We start from the raw sequence: 21,057 nt of genomic DNA, 5'->3' as shown, positions 1-21,057 counted from the left end.
TGTTCCCCGCCCGGCGCGCCCGGGGGGGCCCCCCCGGCCGCGGCGGGTCGGCTAGAGGCCGACCTGGTGCGCCTTGAAGCGTGCGATCTTGGAGAACTCCTCCGGGTCGAGGCTCGCGCCGCCGACCAGGCCGCCGTCCACGTCGGCCTCGGCCATGAGCTGGGCGATCGAGCTCGACTTCACGGATCCGCCGTACAGGACGCGGACGCCGTCAGCGAGCTCGGCGTCGTAGAGCTCGGCGATGCGGACGCGGATCGCGGCGCACACCTCCTGCGCGTCCGCCGGGGTCGCGACCTCGCCGGTGCCGATGGCCCACACGGGCTCGTACGCGATGACCACGTCCTTGGCCTGCTCGGCCGGCAGGTCCTTGAGCGCGCCGTCGACCTGGGCGAGCGTGTAGGGCACGTGCTCGCCGGCCTTGCGGATGTCGAGGCCCTCGCCCACGCACACGATCGGGACGATGCCGTTGGCGAAGGCCGCCTGGGTCTTCGCCGCGACGATCTCGTCGGTCTCGCCGTGGTACTGGCGACGCTCCGAGTGGCCGACGGCCACGTAGGACACGCCGAGCTTCGACAGCTGGGTGCCGGAGACCTCGCCGGTGTACGCGCCGGACGCGTGCTGCGAGATGTCCTGGGCGCCGTACTTGAGCTCGAGCTGGTCGGCGTCGACGAGCGTCTGCACGGAGCGCAGCGAGGTGAAGGACGCGAGCACCGCGACCTCGACCTCGGAGTAGTCGTGCTTGGCGTCGCGCAGGAGCCACGCGAGCTTCTGCACGGTGTGCGTCGCCTCGAGGTGGTCGAGGTTGAGCTTCCAGTTGCCGGCGATCAGCGGGGTACGTGCCATGGTTCAGCCCTCCAGCACGGCGAGGCCCGGCAGGACCTTGCCCTCGAGAAGTTCGAGCGACGCTCCGCCGCCCGTGGAGATGTGGCCGAATCCGGCCTCGTCGAAGCCGAGCAGGCGCACGGCCGCGGCGGAGTCGCCGCCGCCGACGACCGAGAAGCCGTCGGAGTCGATCATGGCCTGCGCGACGGCCTTGGTGCCGCTCGCGAAGGCCTCCATCTCGAACACGCCCATGGGGCCGTTCCAGACGATGGTCTTGGCGTCCGCGATCTTGGACGCGAACAGCGCGGCCGAGTCGGGGCCGATGTCGAGGCCCATGCGGTCCGCGGGGATCGCGTCGGCCGCGACCACCACGGCGTCGGCGTCCGCGGCGAAGCGGTCGGCCGCGACGATGTCGGTCGGGAGCACGATCTCGACGCCGTTGGCCTCCGCGGTCGCGAGGTAGCCCTTGACGGTGTCGATCTGGTCCTGCTCGAGGAGCGAGCTGCCCACCTCGTAGCCCTTGGCGGCGAGGAAGGTGAAGACCATGCCACCGCCGATGAGGAGGCGGTCGGCCTTGGTCAGGAGGTTCGCGATGACGCCGAGCTTGTCCGACACCTTCGAGCCGCCGAGCACGACGGCGTAGGGACGGGCGGGGTCGGTCACGGCCTTCGACAGCGAGACGACCTCCTTCTCGACCAGGGTGCCGGCGGCCGCGGGCAGGATCTGCGCGACGTCGTAGACGGAGGCCTGCTTGCGGTGGACGACGCCGAAGCCGTCGGACACGAACACGTCCGCGAACGCGGCGAGCTCCGCGGCGAGCGCCTGGCGCTCCTCGTCGACCTTGGAGGTCTCGCGCGCGTCGAAGCGCACGTTCTCGAGCATCGCGACCTGGCCGGGCTCGAGCGCGGCGGTGACGGCCTTCGCCGACTCGCCGACGAGGTCCTCCGCGAGGGTCACGGGCTGGCCGAGCAGCTCCGCGAGGCGGGCCGCGGCGGGCGCCAGGGAGTACTTGTCCTCCGGCGCGCCCTTGGGACGGCCCAGGTGCGCGGTGACGATGACCGCGGCGCCGGCGCCGAGCAGCTTCTGGATGGTGGGCACCGAGGCGCGGACGCGGCCGTCGTCGGTGATCGTGGTGCCGTCCAGCGGGACGTTGAGGTCCGAGCGGACCAGCACCTTCTTGCCGGTGAGGTCACCGAGCGAGTCGATGGTCTTCATGGTGTCTCCTGAGAGGAAGGGGTGGATCGAAACCGTGCTGACGCGACGACGGCCGCACACGCCAAGCGTGCGCGGCCGTCGCTGCAGTCACATCGTGCTCAGGCGCTTAGAGGCGCTCGCCCACGTAGTTGGTGAGCTTCGCGAGCGAGGCGGAGTAGCCCCACTCGTTGTCGTACCAGGACACGACCTTGACCGTCGAGCCGTTCACCTTGGTGAGCTTCGAGTCGAAGATCGACTGGTGCGAGTCGCCGATGATGTCCGAGGAGACGATGTCGTCCTCGACGTAGGACAGCGTGCCGGCCATGGCGCCCTCGGCCGCAGCCTTGATCGCGGCGTTGACCTCCTCGATGGAGGTCTCACGCGACGCCTCGAAGGTGAGGTCGGTGGCGGAGCCGGTGATGGTCGGCACGCGCATCGCGAAGCCGTCCAGCTTGCCCTTGAGCTCGGGGAGCACCAGGGCCACGGCCTTGGCGGCACCGGTCGAGGTGGGGACGATGTTCTGCGCGGCGGCGCGGGCACGACGGAGGTCCTTGTGCGGGCCGTCCTGCAGGTTCTGGTCACCGGTGTAGGCGTGGATCGTGGTCATGAGGCCACGCTCGATGCCGATCGCGTCGTTGAGGGCCTTCGCGAAGGGCGCGAGGCAGTTGGTGGTGCACGACGCGTTCGAGATCACGTTGTGGGCGGCCGGGTCGTAGTCGGTGTGGTTCACACCCACGACGAAGGTGGCGTCCTCGTTCTTCGCCGGGGCGGAGATGATGACCTTCTTGGCGCCCGCGGCGATGTGGGCCTTGGCCTTCTCGGCGTCGGTGAAGAAGCCGGTCGACTCGATGACGATGTCGGCGCCCAGCTCGCCCCAGGGGAGGTTGGCGGGGTCGCGCTCGGCCAGGGCCTTGATCGCCTTGCCGTCGACGTAGAGGTTCTCGTCGTCGAAGGTCACCTCGCCCGGGAACTTGCCCAGGACGGTGTCGTACTTGAGGAGGTGCGCGAGGGTCGCGTTGTCGGTGAGGTCGTTGACACCCACCACCTCGAAGTCGAAGCCGAGCTCGCGCGCGGCGCGGAAGAAGTTACGTCCGATGCGGCCGAAGCCGTTGATACCGACCTTGATGGTCACTTTTGGTCTCCTCCGGGTGCGTCGCCGGGGCGACGCGATTGTGGATGTGGACTGCGCACGACCACGTGCGCCGGACGCCGCCTGTGGCGGGCCACTTCTTGAAGCCTACTACTTACGCGGAAGCCCGCCACGCGGACCGAGGTCCCGGACCGGACCTGGGATTTCCCCTAGTCGAGGTCGAGAAGCTCCTGTGCGATACCCGCCTCGGTATCCGGGATGCCGAGCTCCTCCGCGCGCTTGTCGGCGGTCGCCAGCAGGCGCCGGATGCGCCCCGCGACGGCGTCCTTCGTGAGCGGCGGGTCGGCCAGCTTGCCCAGCTCCTCGAGGGACGCCTCCTTGTTCGCGAGGCGCAGCTCGCCGGCCTCGCGCAGGTGATCGGGGACCTCGTCGCCGAGGATCTCGAACGCTCGGTCCACGCGCGCGCCCGCGGCCACGGCGGCGCGCGCCGAGCGCCGGAGGTTCGCGTCGTCGAAGTTCGCGAGCCGGTTGGCGGTGCCGCGCACCTCGCGACGGGTGCGCTTCTCCTCCCACACCAGCACGGAGCCGTGGGCACCCAGGCGCGTGAGGAGGCTCGCGATGGCGTCGCCGTCGCGGATCACCACGCGGTCGACCCCGCGAACCTCGCGCGACTTCGCGGAGATGCCGAGACGGCGCGCCGCGCCCACGAGGGCGAGCGCCGCCTCGGGGCCGGGCGAGGTGACCTCGAGCGCGGAGGAGCGACCCGGCTCGGTGAGCGAGCCGTGCGCGAGGAACGCTCCACGCCACGCGGCCACGGTGTCCTCGATCGAACCCCCGACCACGTGGGGCGGGAGGCCCCGCACCGGGCGGCCGCGGTGGTCGAGCAGGCCGGTCTGGCGGGCCAGGGCCTCGCCCTCCTTGACCACGCGGACGACGTAGCGGTTGCCCTTCTTCAGGGCGCCGCCCGACACCACGATGATCTCGGAGCTCAGGCCGTAGGTCTCGCCGATGAACTGGCGCAGGCGCCGCGCGGCGATCGCGGTGTCGAGCTCGGCCTCGATCACGATCCGCCCGGAGACGATGTGCAGGCCCCCCGCGAACCGGAGGGTCGCCGCGATCTCGGCCTTGCGCGCGGACACCCTCTCGAGGGGCACGCGGGCAAGCTCGTCCTTCACCTCTGCCGTCAAAGCCATGGCGCAATCCTGCCATTCATCGGCGCATCGCGGAGCCGCCCGCGGCCACCTCGGCGAGCAGCTGCGCGTACTGCTCGCCCAGCCTGCCCACGTCATGCCTGTCCACCGCATCGTCCGCCCGCATCGGCGCCACCACGAACCGTGCGCCCCAGTCCTCGACCGCGGCGCGCAGCCGCGGCTCGTCGTGGGTCGCGTCGGCGAGCACCGCCGCCGGCACGAAGCCGGGGGCCGCCGCGCGCAGCACCGCGACGTCGTCGACCCGGTCGGTGCCGGCCGTCTCCTCGTCCTCATGCGCGATGTTGAGCGTCAGGATGGTCCGCCCGCCCGCCGCAACCAGCGCCTCCGCGACCCGCGGCACCAGGAAGTGCGTGAGCACCGAGGTGTACCAGCTGCCCGGTCCGAGGATGACCGCGTCCGCGTCCGCGATCGCCTCGAGCGTCGCCGCGGGCACCGCGGGGTCGGCGGGCGAGACGGCCAGGTCGCGCACCCGGCCCTGCGCGGTCGCCACGGCGACCTGGCCTTCGACCCGGCGCAGCACGCCGTCCCTGCCCTCGACGTGCGCGCTCACGACGATCGGCTCGGTCGACACGGGAAGGACCCGTCCCTCGCAGCGCAGGAGGCGGGCCACCCAGTCCAGGCCCTCGACGATCCCGCCCGTGCGGTCCCACAGTCCGGCGATCAGGAGGTTCCCGACGGCGTGGCCGTCGAGGGGGCCCGTGGTGGCGAACCGCCACTGCAGCACGTCGCGCCAGGTCCGGCCCCAGTCGGTGTCCTCGCACAGGGCGGACAGCGCCATGCGCAGGTCCCCCGGCGGCGGCACCGGCATCTCGGCGCGGATGCGGCCGGACGAGCCCCCGTCGTCCGCGACCGTCACCACCGCCGTCAGCACCTCGCAGCGCCCCCGCAGCGCGGTCAGGCTCGCGTACAGGCCGTGGCCGCCACCGAGGGCCACCACGTGCGGCGCGGGCGTCACGACCGGCCCCGGTCGCGGTGGCTCACGCGGACCTGGTAGCCGCGCTCCGCAAGCACGCGGCCGAGCTCCTCCGCGACGGCGACGGACCGGTGCTTGCCGCCGGTGCAGCCCACGCCGATGGTGACCGAGTGCTTGTCGTGGGCCCGGTAGCGGTCCAGCACGGTGCCCATGACGTCCGCGTATCCCGTCACGAACTCGTCCGCGCCATCGGAGCCGAGCACGTAGTCGCGCACGGGCTGGTCGAGACCGGTGAGGGGACGCAGCTCGGGGACCCAGTGCGGGTTGTGCAGGAATCTCACGTCGGCCACGAAGTCGGCATCGTGAGGCACGCCGTTCTTGAAGCCGAACGACTGCACGTTGACCTGCAGCGGGCGGTCGCCCTCCCCCGCCACGTCCGTCATCACGTCCCGGAGCTGGTGGACGTTGAGGTCGCTCGTGTCGACCAGCTCGGTGGCGCGCTCCCGGACCGCGGCGAGGGCCACGCGCTCCCGCGAGATGCCCTCGAGGAGCGTGCCCGCGCCCTGCAGCGGGTGCGGCCGTCGGGCCTCCTCGAACCGCCGCACGAGCGCCTGGTCGGAGGCGTCCAGGAAGATGAGCCGGACGGGGACGCCGCGGGCCTCCAGGTCGTCGAGCGCCGCCTCGACGTCCTGGAAGAACTCTCCGCCGCGCACGTCGACCACAGCGGCGAGCCGGTCGCGCCCGCCCCGGCCGACCATCGCGACCAGGCCGCCGAGGAGCTGGGGCGGGAGGTTGTCGACGACGTACCAGCCGAGGTCCGCGAGGACGGCGGCGGCCTTGGTGCGTCCCGCGCCCGACATGCCCGTGAGGACGATGACCTGAGCGGAGACGCCCGTCATGTCCAGGACAGGCAGGGGGATGCCGGAGGGGAAGGTGACCGGGGGGACCTCATCCGTCATGCGCCCAGCATGCCACCCTCCCCGTGCAGGGCCGCGTAGACAGTCCGCGCGGTGCCCTCGCCCACACCCGGCACCAGCGCGATCTGCTCGATCGACGCCTCCTTGAGGCGCGCGAGGGACCCGAAGTGGGTGATCAGGGCCTTCGCTCGGGTCGGGCCGACCCCGGCCACCTGGTCGAGCTGCGACACCTTCATCGCCTTCGTGCGCTTCGCGCGGTGGTTCTTGATGGCGAAGCGGTGGGCCTCGTCCCGCACGCGCTGGAGCAGGTAGAGCGCCTCCGAGCCACGCGGGAGGATCACCGGGAAGTCGTCGCCCGGCACCCACACCTCCTCGAGCCGCTTCGCGAGCCCCACCACCGCGATCTCGGGCACGCCGACCTCGTCGAGCGTCCGGCGGGCGGCGTTCACCTGCGGCAGGCCACCGTCGACCACCACCAGCTGCGGGGGGTACGCGAACCGCGCGCTCTCCCGCTCCTCCGGCGGCAGCTGCGACTCCTCGAGGTAGCGCCGGAACCGCCGGGAGAGGACCTCGTGCATGGCGGCGGTGTCGTCGACCGCGTCCGCGATGGAGAACTGGCGGTACTCCGCCTTGCGCGCGATGGCGTCCTCGAAGACCACCATCGAGCCGACCTGGTTCGTGCCCTGCGTGTGCGAGATGTCGTAGCACTCGATCCGCAGCGGTGCCTGGTCGAGCGCCAGCGCGTCCTGAAGCTCCTGGAGCGCCGCCGACCGGGTGGTGAGGTCGGAGGCGCGCTTGAGGCGGTGCTGCTCGAGCACCTGGGTCGCGTTCCCCGCGCCCGTCTGCGCGAGCTCCGCCTTCTTGCCTCGCGACGGGACGCGCATCGACACCTTCGCTCCGCGCACCCCGCTCAGCCACTCGGTGAGGGCCGGCGCGTCGTCCGGCAGGAACGGCACCAGCACCTCGGTCGGGATCTCCTCGCGCTCCGCCGCGCCGTACGCCTCCTGCACCAGCTGGCCGACCATCCCCGCCGGGTCGAGCGGCTCGGGCTTGTCGACCACCCAGCCGCGCTCGCCCGCGATGCGGCCGTCGCGGACGTGGAACACGTGGGCCGCGGCCTCGAGCTCGTCGTCCGCGAGCGAGAACACGTCGGCGTCGACCCCGGCCGCGAGCACGATCGCGTTGCGCGCCATCACGTTGTCGAGCGCGCGGAGCCTGTCCCGGGCACGCGCCGCTGCCTCGAAGTCCTCCCGCTCGGCCGCCGCCTGCATGGATCGCGTCAGGTCGCGCACGATGCTCTTGGCGTCGCCGGCGAGCACCTGGCACACCCGCTCGGCGAGCTCGCGGTGCTCCTCCTCGGAGACGCGCCCCACGCATGGCGCGGCGCACTTGTCGATGTAGCCGAGCAGGCACGGACGGCCCTGCCGCTCCGCCTTGCGGAAGACGCCCGGCGCGCACGTCCGCATCGGCAGCGCGGTGAGCAGGGTGTCGACGGTCTCACGGATCGCCCACGCCTTGGCGTAGGGGCCGAAGTAGCGCACGCCCTTCCTCCGGTCCCCCCGCATCACCTGCATGCGCGGGTACTGCTCGTTCATGGTGACCGCGAGGTACGGATACGACTTGTCGTCCTTGAAGACCACGTTGAAGCGCGGGTCGTACTGCTTGATCCACGTGTGCTCGAGGATCAGCGCCTCGACCTCGCTGCGGACCACGGTCCAGTCGACGGACGATGCGGTGGTGACCATCTGCCGGGTGCGCGGGTGCAGCTGGGCGGGGTCCTGGAAGTAGTTCGCGAGCCGGGCGCGCAGGCTCTTCGCCTTCCCGACGTAGACGACCCGGCCATGGGGGTCCCGGAAGCGGTACACGCCCGGCTTCGCGGGGATGGAGCCAGGCGCCGGCCGGTAGGAGGCGGGATCGGTCACGCCGCCAGCCTAGGTCCGCGCGGATGCCGTGCGCGCCGCGGGCGCCGTGCCCAGGATCTCCGCGAGGAACACCCCGGTGTGGGAGCCGTCGGCGCCCGCGACCTGTTCGGGCGTGCCCTCGGCGACCACCATGCCGCCGCCGGAGCCGCCCTCCGGACCCATGTCGATCAGCCAGTCGGATGACTTGATCACGTCGAGGTTGTGCTCGATCACGATCACGGTGTTGCCCTTGTCCACCAGCCCCTGGAGGACCCCGAGCAGCTTGCGCACGTCCTCGAAGTGCAGGCCCGTGGTGGGCTCGTCGAGCACGTACACGGTGCGGCCGGTGGACCGTCGCTGCAGCTCGGATGCGAGCTTGACGCGCTGCGCCTCGCCTCCGGACAGGGTCGGCGCGGGCTGACCCAGGCGGACGTAGCCGAGGCCCACCTCGACCAGGGTGCGCAGGTGGCGCGAGATCGCGGGGATCGCCTCGAAGAAGTCGGCGGCCTCCTCGATCGGCATGTCCAGCACGTCGGCCACGTTCTTGCCCTTGAAGTGCACCTCGAGGGTCTCGCGGTTGTATCGCGCCCCCTTGCAGACCTCGCAGGGGACGTACACGTCGGGGAGGAAGTTCATCTCGATCTTCAGCGTCCCGTCGCCGGCGCACGACTCGCATCGTCCACCCTTGACGTTGAAGGAGAAGCGGCCCGGTCCGTAGCCCCGGACCTTCGCCTCCTGGGTGTCGGCGAACAGCTTCCGCACCTTGTCCCAGACCCCCGTGTACGTCGCGGGGTTCGACCGCGGCGTGCGGCCGATCGGCCCCTGGTCGACGTGGACGATCTTGTCGAGCTGGTCGACGCCGGTGATCCGCGTGTGACGGCCCGGCACCTGGCGGGCCCCGTTGAGCGTGTTCGCGAGGCTCGTGTACAGGATGCTGTTGACCAGCGTCGACTTGCCCGAGCCGGACACACCCGTGACGGAGGTGAGGACGCCGAGCGGGAAGTCGACGTCGATGTCCTGCAGGTTGTGCTCGCGGGCGCCGACGACGGTGAGCCGGCGGTTCGGGTCCACCGGGCGGCGCTCCGCCGGCAGCTCGATGGTCCGGCGGCCGGCGACGTAGGCGCCCGTCACCGAGCGCTCGTTGACGAGCAGCTCCTCGTAGGTGCCCGAGTGGACCACCTCTCCGCCGTGCTCCCCCGCGCCCGGGCCGATGTCGACCACCCAGTCCGCGGTGCGGATGGTGTCCTCGTCGTGCTCCACGACGATCAGCGTGTTGCCCAGGTCCCGCAGGCGTGTGAGCGTGTCGATGAGTCGCCGGTTGTCGCGCTGGTGGAGGCCGATGCTCGGCTCGTCGAGCACGTAGAGCACGCCCACCAGCCCCGAGCCGATCTGCGTCGCCAGACGGATCCGCTGCGCCTCGCCGCCCGACAGCGTGCCCGCGGCGCGCGCGAGCGTGAGGTAGTCGAGGCCCACGTCGAGCAGGAAGCCGAGCCGCGCGTCGATCTCCTTGAGCACCTGGACCGCGATCTGCCGACCGCGCTCGTCGAGCTCGGCCGTGAGCAGGAAGTCCCGCGCGTCGGCGATGGAGAGCTCGCAGACCTCCGCGATCGACCGCCCGCCGATGCTCACGGCGAGCACCTCGGGCTTGAGGCGAGTGCCGCGGCAGACCGGGCACGGCACCTCACGCATGTACGACTCGTACTTGTCCCGCGCGAACTCGGACTCCGTCTGCTCGTGCAGGCGCTCGAGCCACGTGATGACGCCCTCGAAGCCGGTCGTGTACTGCCGCTCGCGGCCGTAGCGGTTCCGGAACTTCACGTGGACCTTGTAGTCCTTGCCCGTGAGGATCGCCGCCTGGACGTCCGCCGGGAGGTCCTCCCACGCATCGTCCATCGAGAAGCCCAGGTCCGCGGCGAGCGCGGAGAGCGTGCGGTCGAAGTAGTCGGAGCTGGTGGCGGCCCACGGCGCCACGGCCCCGCCGCGCAGCGAGAGCTGCCGGTCCGGGACCACCAGATCCGGGTCGACCTCGAGCCTGACGCCGATCCCCGTGCACTCGGGGCACGCGCCGTAGGGCGCGTTGAACGAGAACGTGCGCGGCTCCATCTCCTCCAGCGTCAGCACGTGGTCGTTGGGGCAGGCGCGCTTCTCCGAGTAGCGGCGCGGCTCGATCTCGCCGTCGACCGGATCGATCACGACCAGGCCGTCGGCGATGCGCAGCGCGGTCTCCACCGAGTCGGTGAGGCGCTGGCGCACGCCGTCGCGCGCGACCAGGCGGTCGACCACCACCTCGATGTCGTGCTTGAGCTTCTTCTCGAGCTGCGGCGGCTCGCTCAGCTGCACCGTCTCCCCGTCGACACGGGCACGGGCGAACCCCTGCTGCTGGAGATCCGCGAACAGCTCCGCGTACTCGCCCTTGCGGCCCCGGATCACGGGCGCGAGCACCTGGTAGCGGGTGCCCTCCGGCAGGGCGAGCACCGAGTCCACGATCTGCTGGGGAGTCTGCGCCTGGATCACCTCGCCGCACACCGGGCAGTGCGGCGTCCCGACGCGCGCGAAGAGCAGGCGCAGGTAGTCGTAGACCTCGGTGATGGTGCCGACGGTCGACCGAGGGTTCCGGTTGGTCGACTTCTGGTCGATGCTGACGGCGGGGCTGAGACCCTCGATGAAGTCGACGTCGGGCTTGTCCATCTGGCCAAGGAACTGGCGGGCGTAGGCGCTGAGCGACTCGACGTAGCGACGCTGGCCCTCGGCGAAGATGGTGTCGAAGGCCAGCGAGGACTTGCCGGAGCCGGAGAGGCCGGAGAAGACGATGAGCGAGTCGCGCGGCAGGTCGAGGTCGACACCCTTGAGGTTGTGCTCGCGAGCACCGCGGACGAGGAGACGGTCGTTCACCCGGCCATGCTACGCGGAAACGCCTTCGAACACACGTTCGATCCCGCGTGTCGCGCCCCCTCGGCCGGCCCCGGCCGGCACGCCGGGGTCGGGACGCGGCGCGGCGTGTGCGGCAGGATGAGCCCATGAGCCTCTACGCCGTCCACTACACCTACGACGAGCGCGCCGACGACCGCGCCGCCCGCCGTCCCGAGCACCTCGCGCACTTCCGCGCCCTCGCGGCGTCCGGCCGCTGCCCCGCCATCGGACGCTACGGCGACGCGCTGCAGCCCGGCGCGCTGATCGTCCTCGACGTCGACTCGCTCGACGAGGCCGAGCAGATCGTCGCGAACGACCCCTACGTGCTGGCCGGGCTGGTGCCCGAGAGGTCGATCCGCGAGTGGCCCGCCTTCGGGGCGTGGCCGGCCCGTGACTTCCCCGCCTAGCACCCCGCTCCGCGGTCAGTCCTGAGGGTGTCCCTCGCTGTGGTCGGGATGCCGCGGCAGCGTCGCGCCCCGCGTGGACGCGATCAGCGACGCGACGGTGGCGACGGCGATCACCACGATGATCACGCCGAGCGACACCCATGAGGAGATCTCCGGCACGTGGACCGGCTCGCCGCCGTTGATGAACGGCAGCGAGTTCGCGTGCAGCGCCTCGAGCACCAGCTTCACGCCGATGAACGCGAGGATCACCGCGAGGCCGTAGGACAGGTAGACCAGCCGCTCGAGCAGGCCGTCCACGAGGAAGAACAGCTGGCGCAGGCCGAGCAGCGCGAAGGCGTTGGCGGTGAAGACGATGTACGGGTCCTGGGTCAGCCCGAAGATCGCCGGGATGGAGTCGAGCGCGAACAGGACGTCGGTGCCGCCGATCGCGAGGATCACGAGCACCATGGGGGTCACCATGCGCCGTCCCGCCTCACGGATGACGAAGCGCCCGTCGCGGTAGCCGTCGGTCACCGGCAGGTGACGACGCGCCCACCGCACCATCGCGTTCTCCTTGTACTCGACCTCACCCTCCTCGGCGCCGCCCTCCCGAGCGATGACCACGGCCGTGTAGAGCAGGAACGCGCCGAACAGGTAGAAGCTCCAGCTGAACGTGTGGAGCGCGGCCGCCCCGGCGGCGATGAAGACGCCGCGCAGGACCAGCGCGATGGCGATCCCGATCAGCAGCACGCGCTGGCGCTGCTTCGCCGGTACCGCGAAGCGCGACAGGATCACCATGAAGACGAAGAGGTTGTCGACCGAGAGCGACTTCTCCGTGATGAAGCCGGCGAGGAACTCCGTGCCCTTGTGCGGCAGGTTCCACAGCCACATCGAGGCGCCGAAGGCGAGCGCGAGGACGATGTAGAAGACGGACCACAGCGCTGACTCGCGGAAGCTGGGGACGTGCGGCTTCGCGACCACGACGACGAAGTCGAAGACGAACAGCCCCACGATGCCCGCGATGGTGATCGCCCACACGAGTCCGGATTCCACCGGACCATCCTAGGCGCGCGCGACCTCGAGCCGCGGCGTCCCCGGTCCGGAGCCGTTCAGCCCGCGTCGATCATCTGACGCAGCTCCTTCTTCAGCTCGCCGATCTCGTCCCTCAGGCGCGCGGCGATCTCGAACTGCAGGTCCGCGGCCGCGCCTCTCATCTGGGCGGAGAGGTCCTCGATGAGCTGCGACAGCTCCTCCGCCGGCCGCTGCGCGAGGAGGGACCGCTTGCCGTCGGAGCCCGGGGTCGGCGCCGTCCTGGCGTCGGCGAGGGTCTGCGCCGTGTCGGCCTCCTCGCGCGCGAGCATCTCCGTGATGTCGCCGATCCGCTTCCGCAGCGGCGTCGGGTCGATGCCGTTCGCCTCGTTGAACGCGATCTGCATGTCGCGGCGCCTGTTGGTCTCGTCGATCGCCGAGGCCATCGAGTCCGTGATGGTGTCCGCATACATGTGGACCTCGCCCGAGACGTTGCGGGCCGCGCGTCCGATGGTCTGGATGAGCGAGGTGCCGGACCGCAGGAACCCCTCCTTGTCGGCGTCGAGGATCGAGACGAGCGACACCTCCGGCAGGTCGAGACCCTCGCGCAGGAGGTTGATGCCGACGAGCACGTCGAAGCGTCCCATCCGCAGCTCGCGGAGCAGCTCCACGCGCCGCAGGGTGTCGACGTCGGAGTGCAGGTACTCGACGCGGACGCCCCGGTCCCCCAGATACTCGGTGAGGTCCTCGGCCATCTTCTTGGTGAGCGTGGTGACGAGCACGCGCTCATCCCGCTCGACACGGGTGCGGATCTCCTCGAGCAGGTCGTCGATCTGGCCCTCGGTGGGCTTCACCACGATCCGGGGATCCACCAGCCCGGTGGGGCGGATGATCTGCTCGACCACGCCGTCCGCGCGCTCCAGCTCGTACCGCCCGGGGGTCGCGGAGAGGTACACCGTCTGACCGATCCGCTCCTTGAACTCGTCCCACTTGAGCGGCCGGTTGTCCATCGCCGACGGGAGCCGGAAGCCGTGCTCGACGAGCGTGCGCTTACGGGAGGTGTCGCCCTCGAACATCGCGCCGATCTGGGGCGCCGTCACGTGAGACTCGTCGATCACCAGGAGGAAGTCGTCCGGGAAGTAGTCGAGCAGCGTGTGCGGGGGCGTGCCTGCCTCGCGCTGCTCGATGTGGCGCGAGTAGTTCTCGATGCCGGAGCACGTGCCGACGGAGCGCATCATCTCGAGGTCGAAGGTGGTGCGCATCTTGAGCCGCTGGGCCTCGAGCAGCTTGTTCTGCCGCTCCAGCTCCTGCAGCCGCTCCCCCAGCTCGATCTCGATCGTGCTGATCGCGCGGTTCATGCGCTGCTCGCTGGCGACGTAGTGGGACGCCGGGAAGATGTGCACCTGCTGACGCCGCTCGACGATGTCGCCGGTGAGGGGATGGAGCGTGTACAGCGCCTCGACCTCGTCGCCGAACATCTCGATCCTGATCGCGAGCTCCTCGTACACGGGGATGATCTCGACGGTGTCGCCGCGCACACGGAACGTGCCGCGCGTGAACGCGAGGTCGTTCCTCGAGTACTGCATCTGCACGAACTCGCGCAGCAGCGCGTCACGGTCGACCACGTCGCCGACGGCGAGCGTGACCATGCCCTCGATGTACTCCTCCGGCGTGCCCAGGCCGTAGATGCAGGACACGGAGGAGACCACCACGACGTCGCGTCGCGTCAGCAGCGAGTTGGTCGCCGAGTAGCGCAGGCGCTCGACCTCCTCGTTGATCGACGAGTCCTTCTCGATGAACGTGTCCGTCTGCGGCACGTACGCCTCGGGCTGGTAGTAGTCGTAGTACGAGACGAAGTACTCGACGGCGTTGTTCGGCAGCAGGTCGCGGAACTCGTTCGCCAGCTGGGCCGCGAGCGTCTTGTTGTGCGCCATGACGAGGGTGGGGCGTTGCAGCCGCTCCACGAGCCACGCGGTGGTCGCCGACTTGCCGGTGCCCGTGGCGCCGAGCAGCACCACGTCCTGCTCCCCCGCCTGCAGGCGGGCGGCGAGCTGGTCGATCGCCTTGGGCTGGTCGCCGCTGGGCCGGTACTCCGAGACCACCTGGAACGGGGCCTCGCTGCGGCGGAGATCGGGTCGCGTCATGCGACTACGGTACGCCGGGGGTCCGACACCGCCGTCGCGCTCACGACGGGACGTGCACGTGCCAGAAGTCGTCGACCTGACGCGCGAGGTGCTCGGGCGTCGCGTTGCCGTCCAGCACCACGTCCGCCGCCGCGGCCCGCTGCTCGTCGGTCGCCTGGGCGCGGATCCGGGCCCGCGCATCGTCCTCCGTCATGCCGCGGGACTCGATCATGCGGCGCACCCGCGTGTCGAGTTCCGCCGCCACCGTGACCACCAGGTCGAACTCCCCGTCCTGCCCCGTCTCGACCAGCAGGGGGATGTCATGGACGATCACGCGCACGCCCTCGGCACGCGCCTGACGGTCCGCCGCCTGGCCCATCGCCATGACGTACGGATGGACGATGCTGTTGAGACGCGCGAGCGCGTGGTCGTCGGCGAAGACGATCTGCGCGAGGGCGCCGCGGTCCAGCTCGTCCTTCACGATCAGCCGGGGGCCGAACTCGCGGGCGATGTCGGCGAGCGCCGCCGATCCGGGTGCGACGGCGCGCCTCGACAGCTGGTCGTGATCGACCACGCGCGCTCCCAGCTCCGCGAAGCGCGCCAGGGCCGTCGACTTGCCCGAGGCGATTCCTCCGGTGAGACCGATGCGCAGCACGGATGAAGTGTCACACGTGGCACCCACCGGCGCCAAGCAGGCCGGATACGACGGAGGCCGCCACCCCCGAGGGGATGGCGGCCTCCGTGAGATCGGTGAGGATCAGTTGCCGGTGAGCTTCTCGCGCAGCGCGGCGAGACGCTCGTCCGAGGCCAGGGTGCCCTGGTCGTTGGTCGACTCGTCGTGCGACGAGTACGACGCGGGGGCGTCGCCCTTGCGGCCACCCTTGCGGGGGGCGGCGGCCGGAGCGGTGGCCTCGGCCTCGGCGGCTGCGGCGTCCTGCTTGGCCACGAACGACTTGTGAGCCTCCCAGCGCTCGTGCGCCTTGGCGTACTCGGCCTCCCAGGCCTCGCGGGCCTCGTCGAAGCCCTCGCGCCACTCCTGGGTGTCGGCGTCGAAGCCCTCGGGGTAGATGTAGTTGCCGGCTGCGTCGTACTCGGCGGTCATGCCGTACAGCGCGGGGTCGAAGTCCTCGCCCTGGGGGTCGACACCCTCGTTGGCCTGCTTGATGGACAGCGAGATGCGGCGACGCTCGAGGTCGATGTCGATGATCTTGACGAAGACGTCCTCGTCGGCCGAGACGACCTGCTCCGGCAGCTCCACGTGGCGGGTCGCCAGCTCGGAGATGTGCACCAGGCCCTCGATGCCCTCGAACACGCGCACGAACGCGCCGAACGGGACAAGCTTGGTGACCTTGCCCGGGACGATCTGACCGATCGCGTGGGTGCGGGCGTAGACCGCCCACGGGTCCTCCTGGGTCGCCTTGAGCGACAGCGAGACGCGCTCGCGGTCCATCTCGACGGTGAGGACCTCGACCTCGACCTCCTGGCCGACCGAGACGACCTCGGACGGGTGGTCGATGTGCTTCCACGAGAGCTCGGAGACGTGCACGAGGCCGTCCACGCCGCCCAGGTCGACGAACGCGCCGAAGTTGACGATCGACGAGACGACACCCTTGCGGACCTGGCCCGGCGCGAGCGCGGTGAGGAACGACGAGCGGACCTCCGACTGCGTCTGCTCGAGGAACGCACGGCGCGACAGGACCACGTTGTTGCGGTTCTTGTCGAGCTCGATGATCTTGGCCTCGATGGCCTGGCCGATGTAGGGCGCGAGGTCGCGCACGCGGCGCATCTCCACGAGCGAGGCCGGGAGGAAGCCACGGAGGCCGATGTCGACGATCAGGCCGCCCTTGACCACCTCGATGACGGTGCCGGAGACGACGCCGTCCTCCTCCTTGATCTTCTCGATCGAGCCCCAGGCGCGCTCGTACTGCGCGCGCTTCTTCGAGAGGATCAGGCGACCCTCCTTGTCCTCCTTGGTGAGGACGAGCGCCTCGACGGTGTCGCCGACGTTGACGACCTCGTCCGGGTCGGCGTCGTGACGGATGGAGAGCTCGCGAGCGGGGATGACGCCCTCGGTCTTGTAGCCGATGTCGAGGAGGACCTCGTCACGGTCGACCTTGACGATGGTGCCCTCGACGAGGTCGCCGTCGTCGAAGTTCTTGATGGTCGCGTCGACGGCAGCGAGGAAGTCCTCAGCGGTGCCGATGTCGTTGACGGCGATAGGGGTGGACTCGGGGGTGGAAACGGGCATGAAGGAGAAGCTCCGATGTGGACAGGGAATCGTATGAATATGGACAGGCCGGACGCGCAGGCGTGATAGGCCAACGAAAATCATACCTCGAACAGGGGTCACGCACAACGCGCGCCGCGGCGCGGCGGCCGGCCTCAGAGGCCGTTGGCCGCCTTGAGGAGATCCGCCGGCACCCACTTGGTCTTGCCCATCATCGTCTCGAAGGGCTCGAGGACGATGTGGTCACCCTGCTGGGCCGTGAACTTGTGCGACTCGCCGGCGACGATCCCGTCGATCGCGGCGATCCCCATGCGGGTGCCCAGCAGCCGGTCCGCCGCGGTCGGCACACCGCCGCGCTGGACGTAGCCGAGCACCGTGAGGCGGGTCGGGAAGCCGGTGCGGGCCTCGATGGCCTTGGTGACCTCGTGGCCGATCGAGCCGGCGATCGGGTTGCCCTTCGCGTCGATGGTGGGGTTGCCCTCCCACGTGGTGCCCTCGGCGGGGATCGCGCCCTCGGCGACCGCGACGATCGAGAAGTTCTTGTAGCGGTGGCGGTGCTTGATGCGCTTCGCGATCTGGTCGATGTCGAACGGCTCCTCGGGCGCGAGGATGATGTCGGCGCCTCCCGCGATGCCCGCGGTGACCGCGATCCAGCCGCTGTGGCGGCCCATCAGCTCGACGACCATGACCCGGTTGTGCGACTCGGCGGTGGAGTGCAGCCGGTCGACCGCCTCGGTCGCGACCGTCACGGCGGTGTCGAAGCCGATCGCGTTGTCGGTGCCGACCACGTCGTTGTCGATGGTCTTCGGGATGCCGATCACGGGCACGCCGAGCGCCTTCGAGACCTTGCCGGCCGCCTTGAGGGTCCCGTCGCCGCCGATGCAGATGAACCCGTCGAGCTTCTCGTGCTCGAACGTGTCCTTGACCGCCTCCATGCCGCCCTCGACCTTGTGCGGGTGGCATCGGGCGGTGCCGAGCATGGTCCCGCCGTGGATGAGGATGCCGGACACGTCGTCACGGGTCAGGGGCTTCGCATCCCCGTCGATCACTCCCTGCCAGCCGTTGTTGAAGCCGACGATGGAGCATCCGAGCTCCGACGTGCCGCGCTTGACCACCGCACGGATCGCGGCGTTCAGGCCGGGGCAGTCGCCGCCGCCCGTGAGAAGTCCGATTCGCATGAAACCACCCTAATGTCCTGCGGTGCGCCAGTCACCGCCCACTCCGACGTTGACCTCGAGGGGGACGCTGAGATCGCCTGCGGCGTGCATCTCGTCCCTGAGAATGGCCTCGACCGCGTCCCGCTCTCCCGGTGCAGTCTCGACCACGAGCTCATCATGCACCTGAAGTACCTGGCGTGATGCCAGACGTTCGTCCCGCAGTCTGCGCTCGACGCCCAGCATGGCACGCTTGATCAGGTCCGCGGCGGACCCCTGGATCGGCGCGTTGAGCGCCATGCGCTCCGCGATCTCCCGGCGCTGGCGGTTGGTGGAGGTGAGGTCCGGGATGTAGCGCCGACGTCCGAAGATCGTCTCGGTGTAGCCGTCGTCGCGCGCGCGCTCGACGACGCCGCGCAGGTAGTCACGCACCGCGCCGAAGCGCGCGAAGTAGTCGTCCATGAGCGCCTGCGCCGCGCCCACGGGCAGCGACAGCTGCCGCGCGAGCCCGAAGGACGAGAGTCCGTACGCCAGGCCGTACGACATCGCCTTGACCTGCGCCCGCATCTCCGGGCTCACGTCCTCGGGCGCGACGTGGAACACGCGGGACCCGACGAAGCGGTGCAGGTCCTCCCCCGCCGCGAAGGCCTCGATCAGCCCCTGGTCGCCAGACAGGTGGGCCATGATCCGCATCTCGATCTGCGAGTAGTCCGCCGTCACCAGGGTCTCGAAGCCCGCGCCGACGACGAACGCCTCCCGGATGCGGTGACCCTCCGGCGTGCGGATGGGGATGTTCTGAAGGTTCGGGTCCTTCGAGCTCAGCCGGCCGGTCGCGGCGACTGTCTGCGAGAAGGTCGTGTGGATGCGGCCGTCCGCGCGCACGGCCTGCGCGAGCGTCTCGATGATCTGCGCCAGCTTCGCGGCGTCACGATGCGCCAGCAGCGCGCTGAGGAAGGGATGCGGCGCCTTCTCGTTGAGCTCGGCGAGCGACGATGCGTCGGTCGAGTAGCCCGTCTTGATCTTCTTGGTCTTGGGCATGCCGAGGCGATCGAACAGCACCTCCTGCAGCTGCTTGGGCGACGCCAGGTTCACCCGGTCGCCGTCCAGAGCCGCGTACGCCTCCTCGGCGGCACGGTCCTGACGGCCGCGCGCCTCGTCCTGCAGCCCGGCGAGCGTCGCGGCGTCGACCGCCATGCCCGCGTGCTCCATCCGCGCCAGCACCGCCACCAGCGGGACCTCGAGGTCGCGGTACAGGTCGCCCATGCCGCGCTCCTCGACCATCGGGTCGAGCACGTCGGCCAGCGCCCGCACGAGCGCGGCACGTTCGCCCGCCGTCCGGCCGGCTCCGCCGCCGAGCCCCAGGTCGAGCTCGTCCCCCGCCGCACCCGCATCGACGGTGACGCCGAGGTGTCGCTGCACGATCTGCTCGAGCTCGAAGCCACGCTGATCGGGGTTGACCAGGAACGCCGCGATCTGCGTGTCGCCGACGACCCCCTCCAGGTCCCATCCTCGGGCCTGCAGCGCATGCCAGGCGTCCTTCGACGCGTGCAGCACCTTCGGGACGGACGCGTCCGCGAGCCATGCCCCGAGGTCCCTCTCCTCGGCGGGGTCGAGCGCAGACAGGTCGACCCCCCACGCCGACGCCGACGAGGCCGCCACCCCGATCGCCCACGCGTCGGCGTCCGCGCCCGCACGTCCGTCGACGTGCACGGCCACCGGCCCGGGCAGGGCGGCGATCGCGGCGACCGCGCCGTCTGTCGTGACCACGACCTCCTCGGTCGTGGGGGCCGGCGCCGCCTCCGCACCTCCCGCGACGAACGGCAGCAGCCGGTCCCTGAGCGTGCGGAACTGCAGGCTGTCGCACATCTGATGGATCGCCGCGGCGTCGGCGCCGCGATACTCGAGCGCCTCCAGCGGCACCTCGACGTCCATGTCGTCGAGCAGATGGTTGAGCTCGCGGTTGAGGCGGACCTGGTCGACGTGCTCGCGCAGGTTCGCGCCGGCGACCCCGGGCACGTCGTCGGCCGACTCGAGGATGCCCTCCAGCCCCCCGTAGGCGGCGATCCACTTCGCGGCCGTCTTGGGTCCCACCTTCGGCACGCCCGGAAGGTTGTCGCTCGTCTCGCCCACCAGGGCCGCGAGATCCGGGTACTGCTGGGGTCGCACCCCGTACTTCTCCTCCACGGCGTCGGGAGTGAAGCGCACCAGGTCCGACACCCCCTTGCGCGGGTAGAGCAGGGTGACGGTCTCGGTCACCAGCTGGATGGTGTCGCGGTCGCCCGACACCACCAGGACCTCCATGCCGGCCTCGCGGCCCCGACGCGCGTACGTCGCGAGCAGGTCGTCCGCCTCGTAGCCCGCCCGGTCCACGGCGACCACGCCCAGCGCGTCGAGCATCTCCCGGATCAGCGGCACCTGCGGCTCGAACTCGGGCGGTGTCGCATCGCGCGTGCCCTTGTAGGACGGCAGCCGCTCGGTGCGGAAGGTGCCGCCCGGCAGATCGAACGCCACGGCGACATGCGTCGGCGCGTTGTCCTTGAGGAGCGTCGCCAGCATGGTGGTGAAGCCGTAGACGGCGTTGGTCGGCACGCCCGTCGAGGTCGCGAAGTTCTCGACCGGGAGGCCGAAGAACGCGCGGAAGGCCATCGAGAGTCCGTCGACCAGCAGGAGGGTGCCCTTGGTGGAATCGCTCACGACTGCCAATCTAGGCCCTATGTCCGACAACGACGCGGTCCCCGCATCCCTCGCCGACCTTCCCGACGGGCTCATCCAGAAGATGGGAATCGAGGTGATCGAGGTGAGCGCCGACCGTGCCGTCGGCACCATGCCCGTGAAGGGCAACACGCAGCCCTACGGCCTCCTGCACGGGGGCGCCTCGGCGGTGCTCGCGGAGACCCTCGGGTCCCTCGCCGCGATGGCGCACGCGCTCGAGAGCGATCCGGACGGCATCGCCGTCGGCGTCGACCTCAGCATCTCCCACCTGGCCTCGGCGCGGACGGGGACGGTGACCGCGACCGCGACCGCGCTCCGCCGCGGACGCACGATGGCGGTGTACCAGGTGGAGATTTCGGACGAAAGCGGAGCAATGATCGCCGCGGCACGTCTCAGTTGTGCAATAAGAAGCACGTCTGCCACACGCCGGTAACACGCCTGGGGTAGTTTCGGCGGCAACCTTGACCA

16 protein-coding genes are annotated in these 21,057 nt (G+C 70.6%); 2 read left to right on the top strand and 14 right to left on the bottom strand.

Annotation, left to right across the window (positions count from 1 at the left end; genetic code table 11):
* Nucleotides 1–51: 51 nt before the first annotated feature.
* The 8 genes from tpiA to uvrA form a co-directional block, all read right to left on the bottom strand.
* Nucleotides 52–843 carry a triose-phosphate isomerase gene (gene tpiA, locus QQX10_RS12995; protein ID WP_301121459.1) on the bottom strand — a complete coding sequence of 264 codons (792 nt, stop codon included), beginning with the start codon at nt 841–843 and terminating at the stop codon, nt 52–54.
* 3 nt (nt 844–846) lie between these two features.
* Nucleotides 847–2,037, bottom strand: a complete 1,191-nt coding sequence (locus QQX10_RS12990; RefSeq protein ID WP_301121461.1) for a phosphoglycerate kinase — start codon at nt 2,035–2,037, stop codon at nt 847–849.
* 106 nt (nt 2,038–2,143) lie between these two features.
* On the bottom strand, nt 2,144–3,148 hold the full coding sequence (gap, locus tag QQX10_RS12985) for a type I glyceraldehyde-3-phosphate dehydrogenase (RefSeq protein WP_301121463.1): 1,005 nt from the start codon (nt 3,146–3,148) through the stop codon (nt 2,144–2,146).
* 167 nt (nt 3,149–3,315) lie between these two features.
* The gene (gene whiA / locus QQX10_RS12980) at nt 3,316–4,299 is read right to left on the bottom strand and encodes a DNA-binding protein WhiA (RefSeq protein ID WP_301121465.1); all 984 of its coding nucleotides are present in this window, start codon (nt 4,297–4,299) and stop codon (nt 3,316–3,318) included.
* A 16-nt stretch (nt 4,300–4,315) separates the two neighbouring features.
* Nucleotides 4,316–5,272 carry a gluconeogenesis factor YvcK family protein gene (locus QQX10_RS12975; RefSeq protein ID WP_301121467.1) on the bottom strand — a complete coding sequence of 319 codons (957 nt, stop codon included), beginning with the start codon at nt 5,270–5,272 and terminating at the stop codon, nt 4,316–4,318.
* A complete protein-coding gene (gene rapZ / locus QQX10_RS12970) occupies nt 5,269–6,189 on the bottom strand; it encodes an RNase adapter RapZ (RefSeq protein WP_301121469.1) in 921 nt (306 codons plus the stop codon). The genes QQX10_RS12975 and rapZ overlap by 4 nt, the downstream gene beginning before the upstream one ends.
* Nucleotides 6,186–8,069 carry an excinuclease ABC subunit UvrC gene (gene uvrC / locus QQX10_RS12965; protein WP_301121471.1) on the bottom strand — a complete coding sequence of 628 codons (1,884 nt, stop codon included), beginning with the start codon at nt 8,067–8,069 and terminating at the stop codon, nt 6,186–6,188. The genes rapZ and uvrC overlap by 4 nt, the downstream gene beginning before the upstream one ends.
* 9 nt (nt 8,070–8,078) lie before the next feature.
* Nucleotides 8,079–10,940: an excinuclease ABC subunit UvrA gene (gene uvrA / locus QQX10_RS12960; protein ID WP_301121473.1), complete on the bottom strand. Its 2,862-nt coding sequence runs from the start codon at nt 10,938–10,940 to the stop codon at nt 8,079–8,081.
* 125 nt (nt 10,941–11,065) lie between these two features.
* Here uvrA and QQX10_RS12955 point away from each other — a divergent pair, with 125 nt between their 5' ends.
* Nucleotides 11,066–11,365, top strand: coding sequence for a YciI family protein (locus QQX10_RS12955; RefSeq protein ID WP_301121475.1), 300 nt, complete (start codon nt 11,066–11,068; stop codon nt 11,363–11,365).
* Nucleotides 11,366–11,380: 15 nt separating this feature from the next.
* On the opposite strand, the gene QQX10_RS12950 is transcribed toward QQX10_RS12955, so the two are convergent.
* From QQX10_RS12950 to polA, 6 genes are all read right to left on the bottom strand, one after another.
* Nucleotides 11,381–12,397: a TerC family protein gene (locus QQX10_RS12950; RefSeq protein WP_301121477.1), complete on the bottom strand. Its 1,017-nt coding sequence runs from the start codon at nt 12,395–12,397 to the stop codon at nt 11,381–11,383.
* A 56-nt stretch (nt 12,398–12,453) separates the two neighbouring features.
* A complete protein-coding gene (uvrB, locus tag QQX10_RS12945) occupies nt 12,454–14,517 on the bottom strand; it encodes an excinuclease ABC subunit UvrB (protein ID WP_301121479.1) in 2,064 nt (687 codons plus the stop codon).
* A 40-nt stretch (nt 14,518–14,557) separates the two neighbouring features.
* Nucleotides 14,558–15,151: a dephospho-CoA kinase gene (coaE, locus tag QQX10_RS12940; protein ID WP_301121481.1), complete on the bottom strand. Its 594-nt coding sequence runs from the start codon at nt 15,149–15,151 to the stop codon at nt 14,558–14,560.
* A 102-nt stretch (nt 15,152–15,253) separates the two neighbouring features.
* Nucleotides 15,254–16,744: a 30S ribosomal protein S1 gene (rpsA, locus tag QQX10_RS12935; RefSeq protein WP_301121483.1), complete on the bottom strand. Its 1,491-nt coding sequence runs from the start codon at nt 16,742–16,744 to the stop codon at nt 15,254–15,256.
* A 134-nt stretch (nt 16,745–16,878) separates the two neighbouring features.
* Complete coding sequence (locus QQX10_RS12930) at nt 16,879–17,901, bottom strand: 6-phosphofructokinase (RefSeq protein ID WP_301121485.1); 1,023 nt, start codon at nt 17,899–17,901, stop codon at nt 16,879–16,881.
* A gap of 9 nt (nt 17,902–17,910) precedes the next feature.
* Nucleotides 17,911–20,571, bottom strand: coding sequence for a DNA polymerase I (gene polA, locus QQX10_RS12925; protein ID WP_367281278.1), 2,661 nt, complete (start codon nt 20,569–20,571; stop codon nt 17,911–17,913).
* Between the two features lie 19 nt (nt 20,572–20,590).
* Here polA and QQX10_RS12920 point away from each other — a divergent pair, with 19 nt between their 5' ends.
* A complete protein-coding gene (locus QQX10_RS12920) occupies nt 20,591–21,022 on the top strand; it encodes a PaaI family thioesterase (RefSeq protein ID WP_301121489.1) in 432 nt (143 codons plus the stop codon).
* Nucleotides 21,023–21,057: the final 35 nt, after the last annotated feature.

This window comes from Demequina lignilytica (genome assembly GCF_030418305.1).
Lineage (GTDB): Bacteria > Actinomycetota > Actinomycetes > Actinomycetales > Demequinaceae > Demequina > Demequina lignilytica.
The sequence above is the reverse complement of the archived record's forward strand: the minus strand, read 5'-3'. Positions and strand labels throughout refer to the sequence as shown.

Excerpts from the sequence above, each read along its gene's own strand:
- tpiA (WP_301121459.1), bottom strand. The coding sequence starts at position 843 with ATGGCACGTACCCCGCTGATCGCCGGCAACTGGAAGCTCAACCTCGAC.
- QQX10_RS12990 (WP_301121461.1), bottom strand. The coding sequence starts at position 2,037 with ATGAAGACCATCGACTCGCTCGGTGACCTCACCGGCAAGAAGGTGCTG.
- whiA (WP_301121465.1), bottom strand. The coding sequence starts at position 4,299 with ATGGCTTTGACGGCAGAGGTGAAGGACGAGCTTGCCCGCGTGCCCCTC.
- rapZ (WP_301121469.1), bottom strand. The coding sequence starts at position 6,189 with ATGACGGATGAGGTCCCCCCGGTCACCTTCCCCTCCGGCATCCCCCTG.
- QQX10_RS12955 (WP_301121475.1), top strand. The coding sequence starts at position 11,066 with ATGAGCCTCTACGCCGTCCACTACACCTACGACGAGCGCGCCGACGAC.
- uvrB (WP_301121479.1), bottom strand. The coding sequence starts at position 14,517 with ATGACGCGACCCGATCTCCGCCGCAGCGAGGCCCCGTTCCAGGTGGTC.
- rpsA (WP_301121483.1), bottom strand. The coding sequence starts at position 16,744 with ATGCCCGTTTCCACCCCCGAGTCCACCCCTATCGCCGTCAACGACATC.
- QQX10_RS12930 (WP_301121485.1), bottom strand. The coding sequence starts at position 17,901 with ATGCGAATCGGACTTCTCACGGGCGGCGGCGACTGCCCCGGCCTGAAC.
- QQX10_RS12920 (WP_301121489.1), top strand. The coding sequence starts at position 20,591 with ATGTCCGACAACGACGCGGTCCCCGCATCCCTCGCCGACCTTCCCGAC.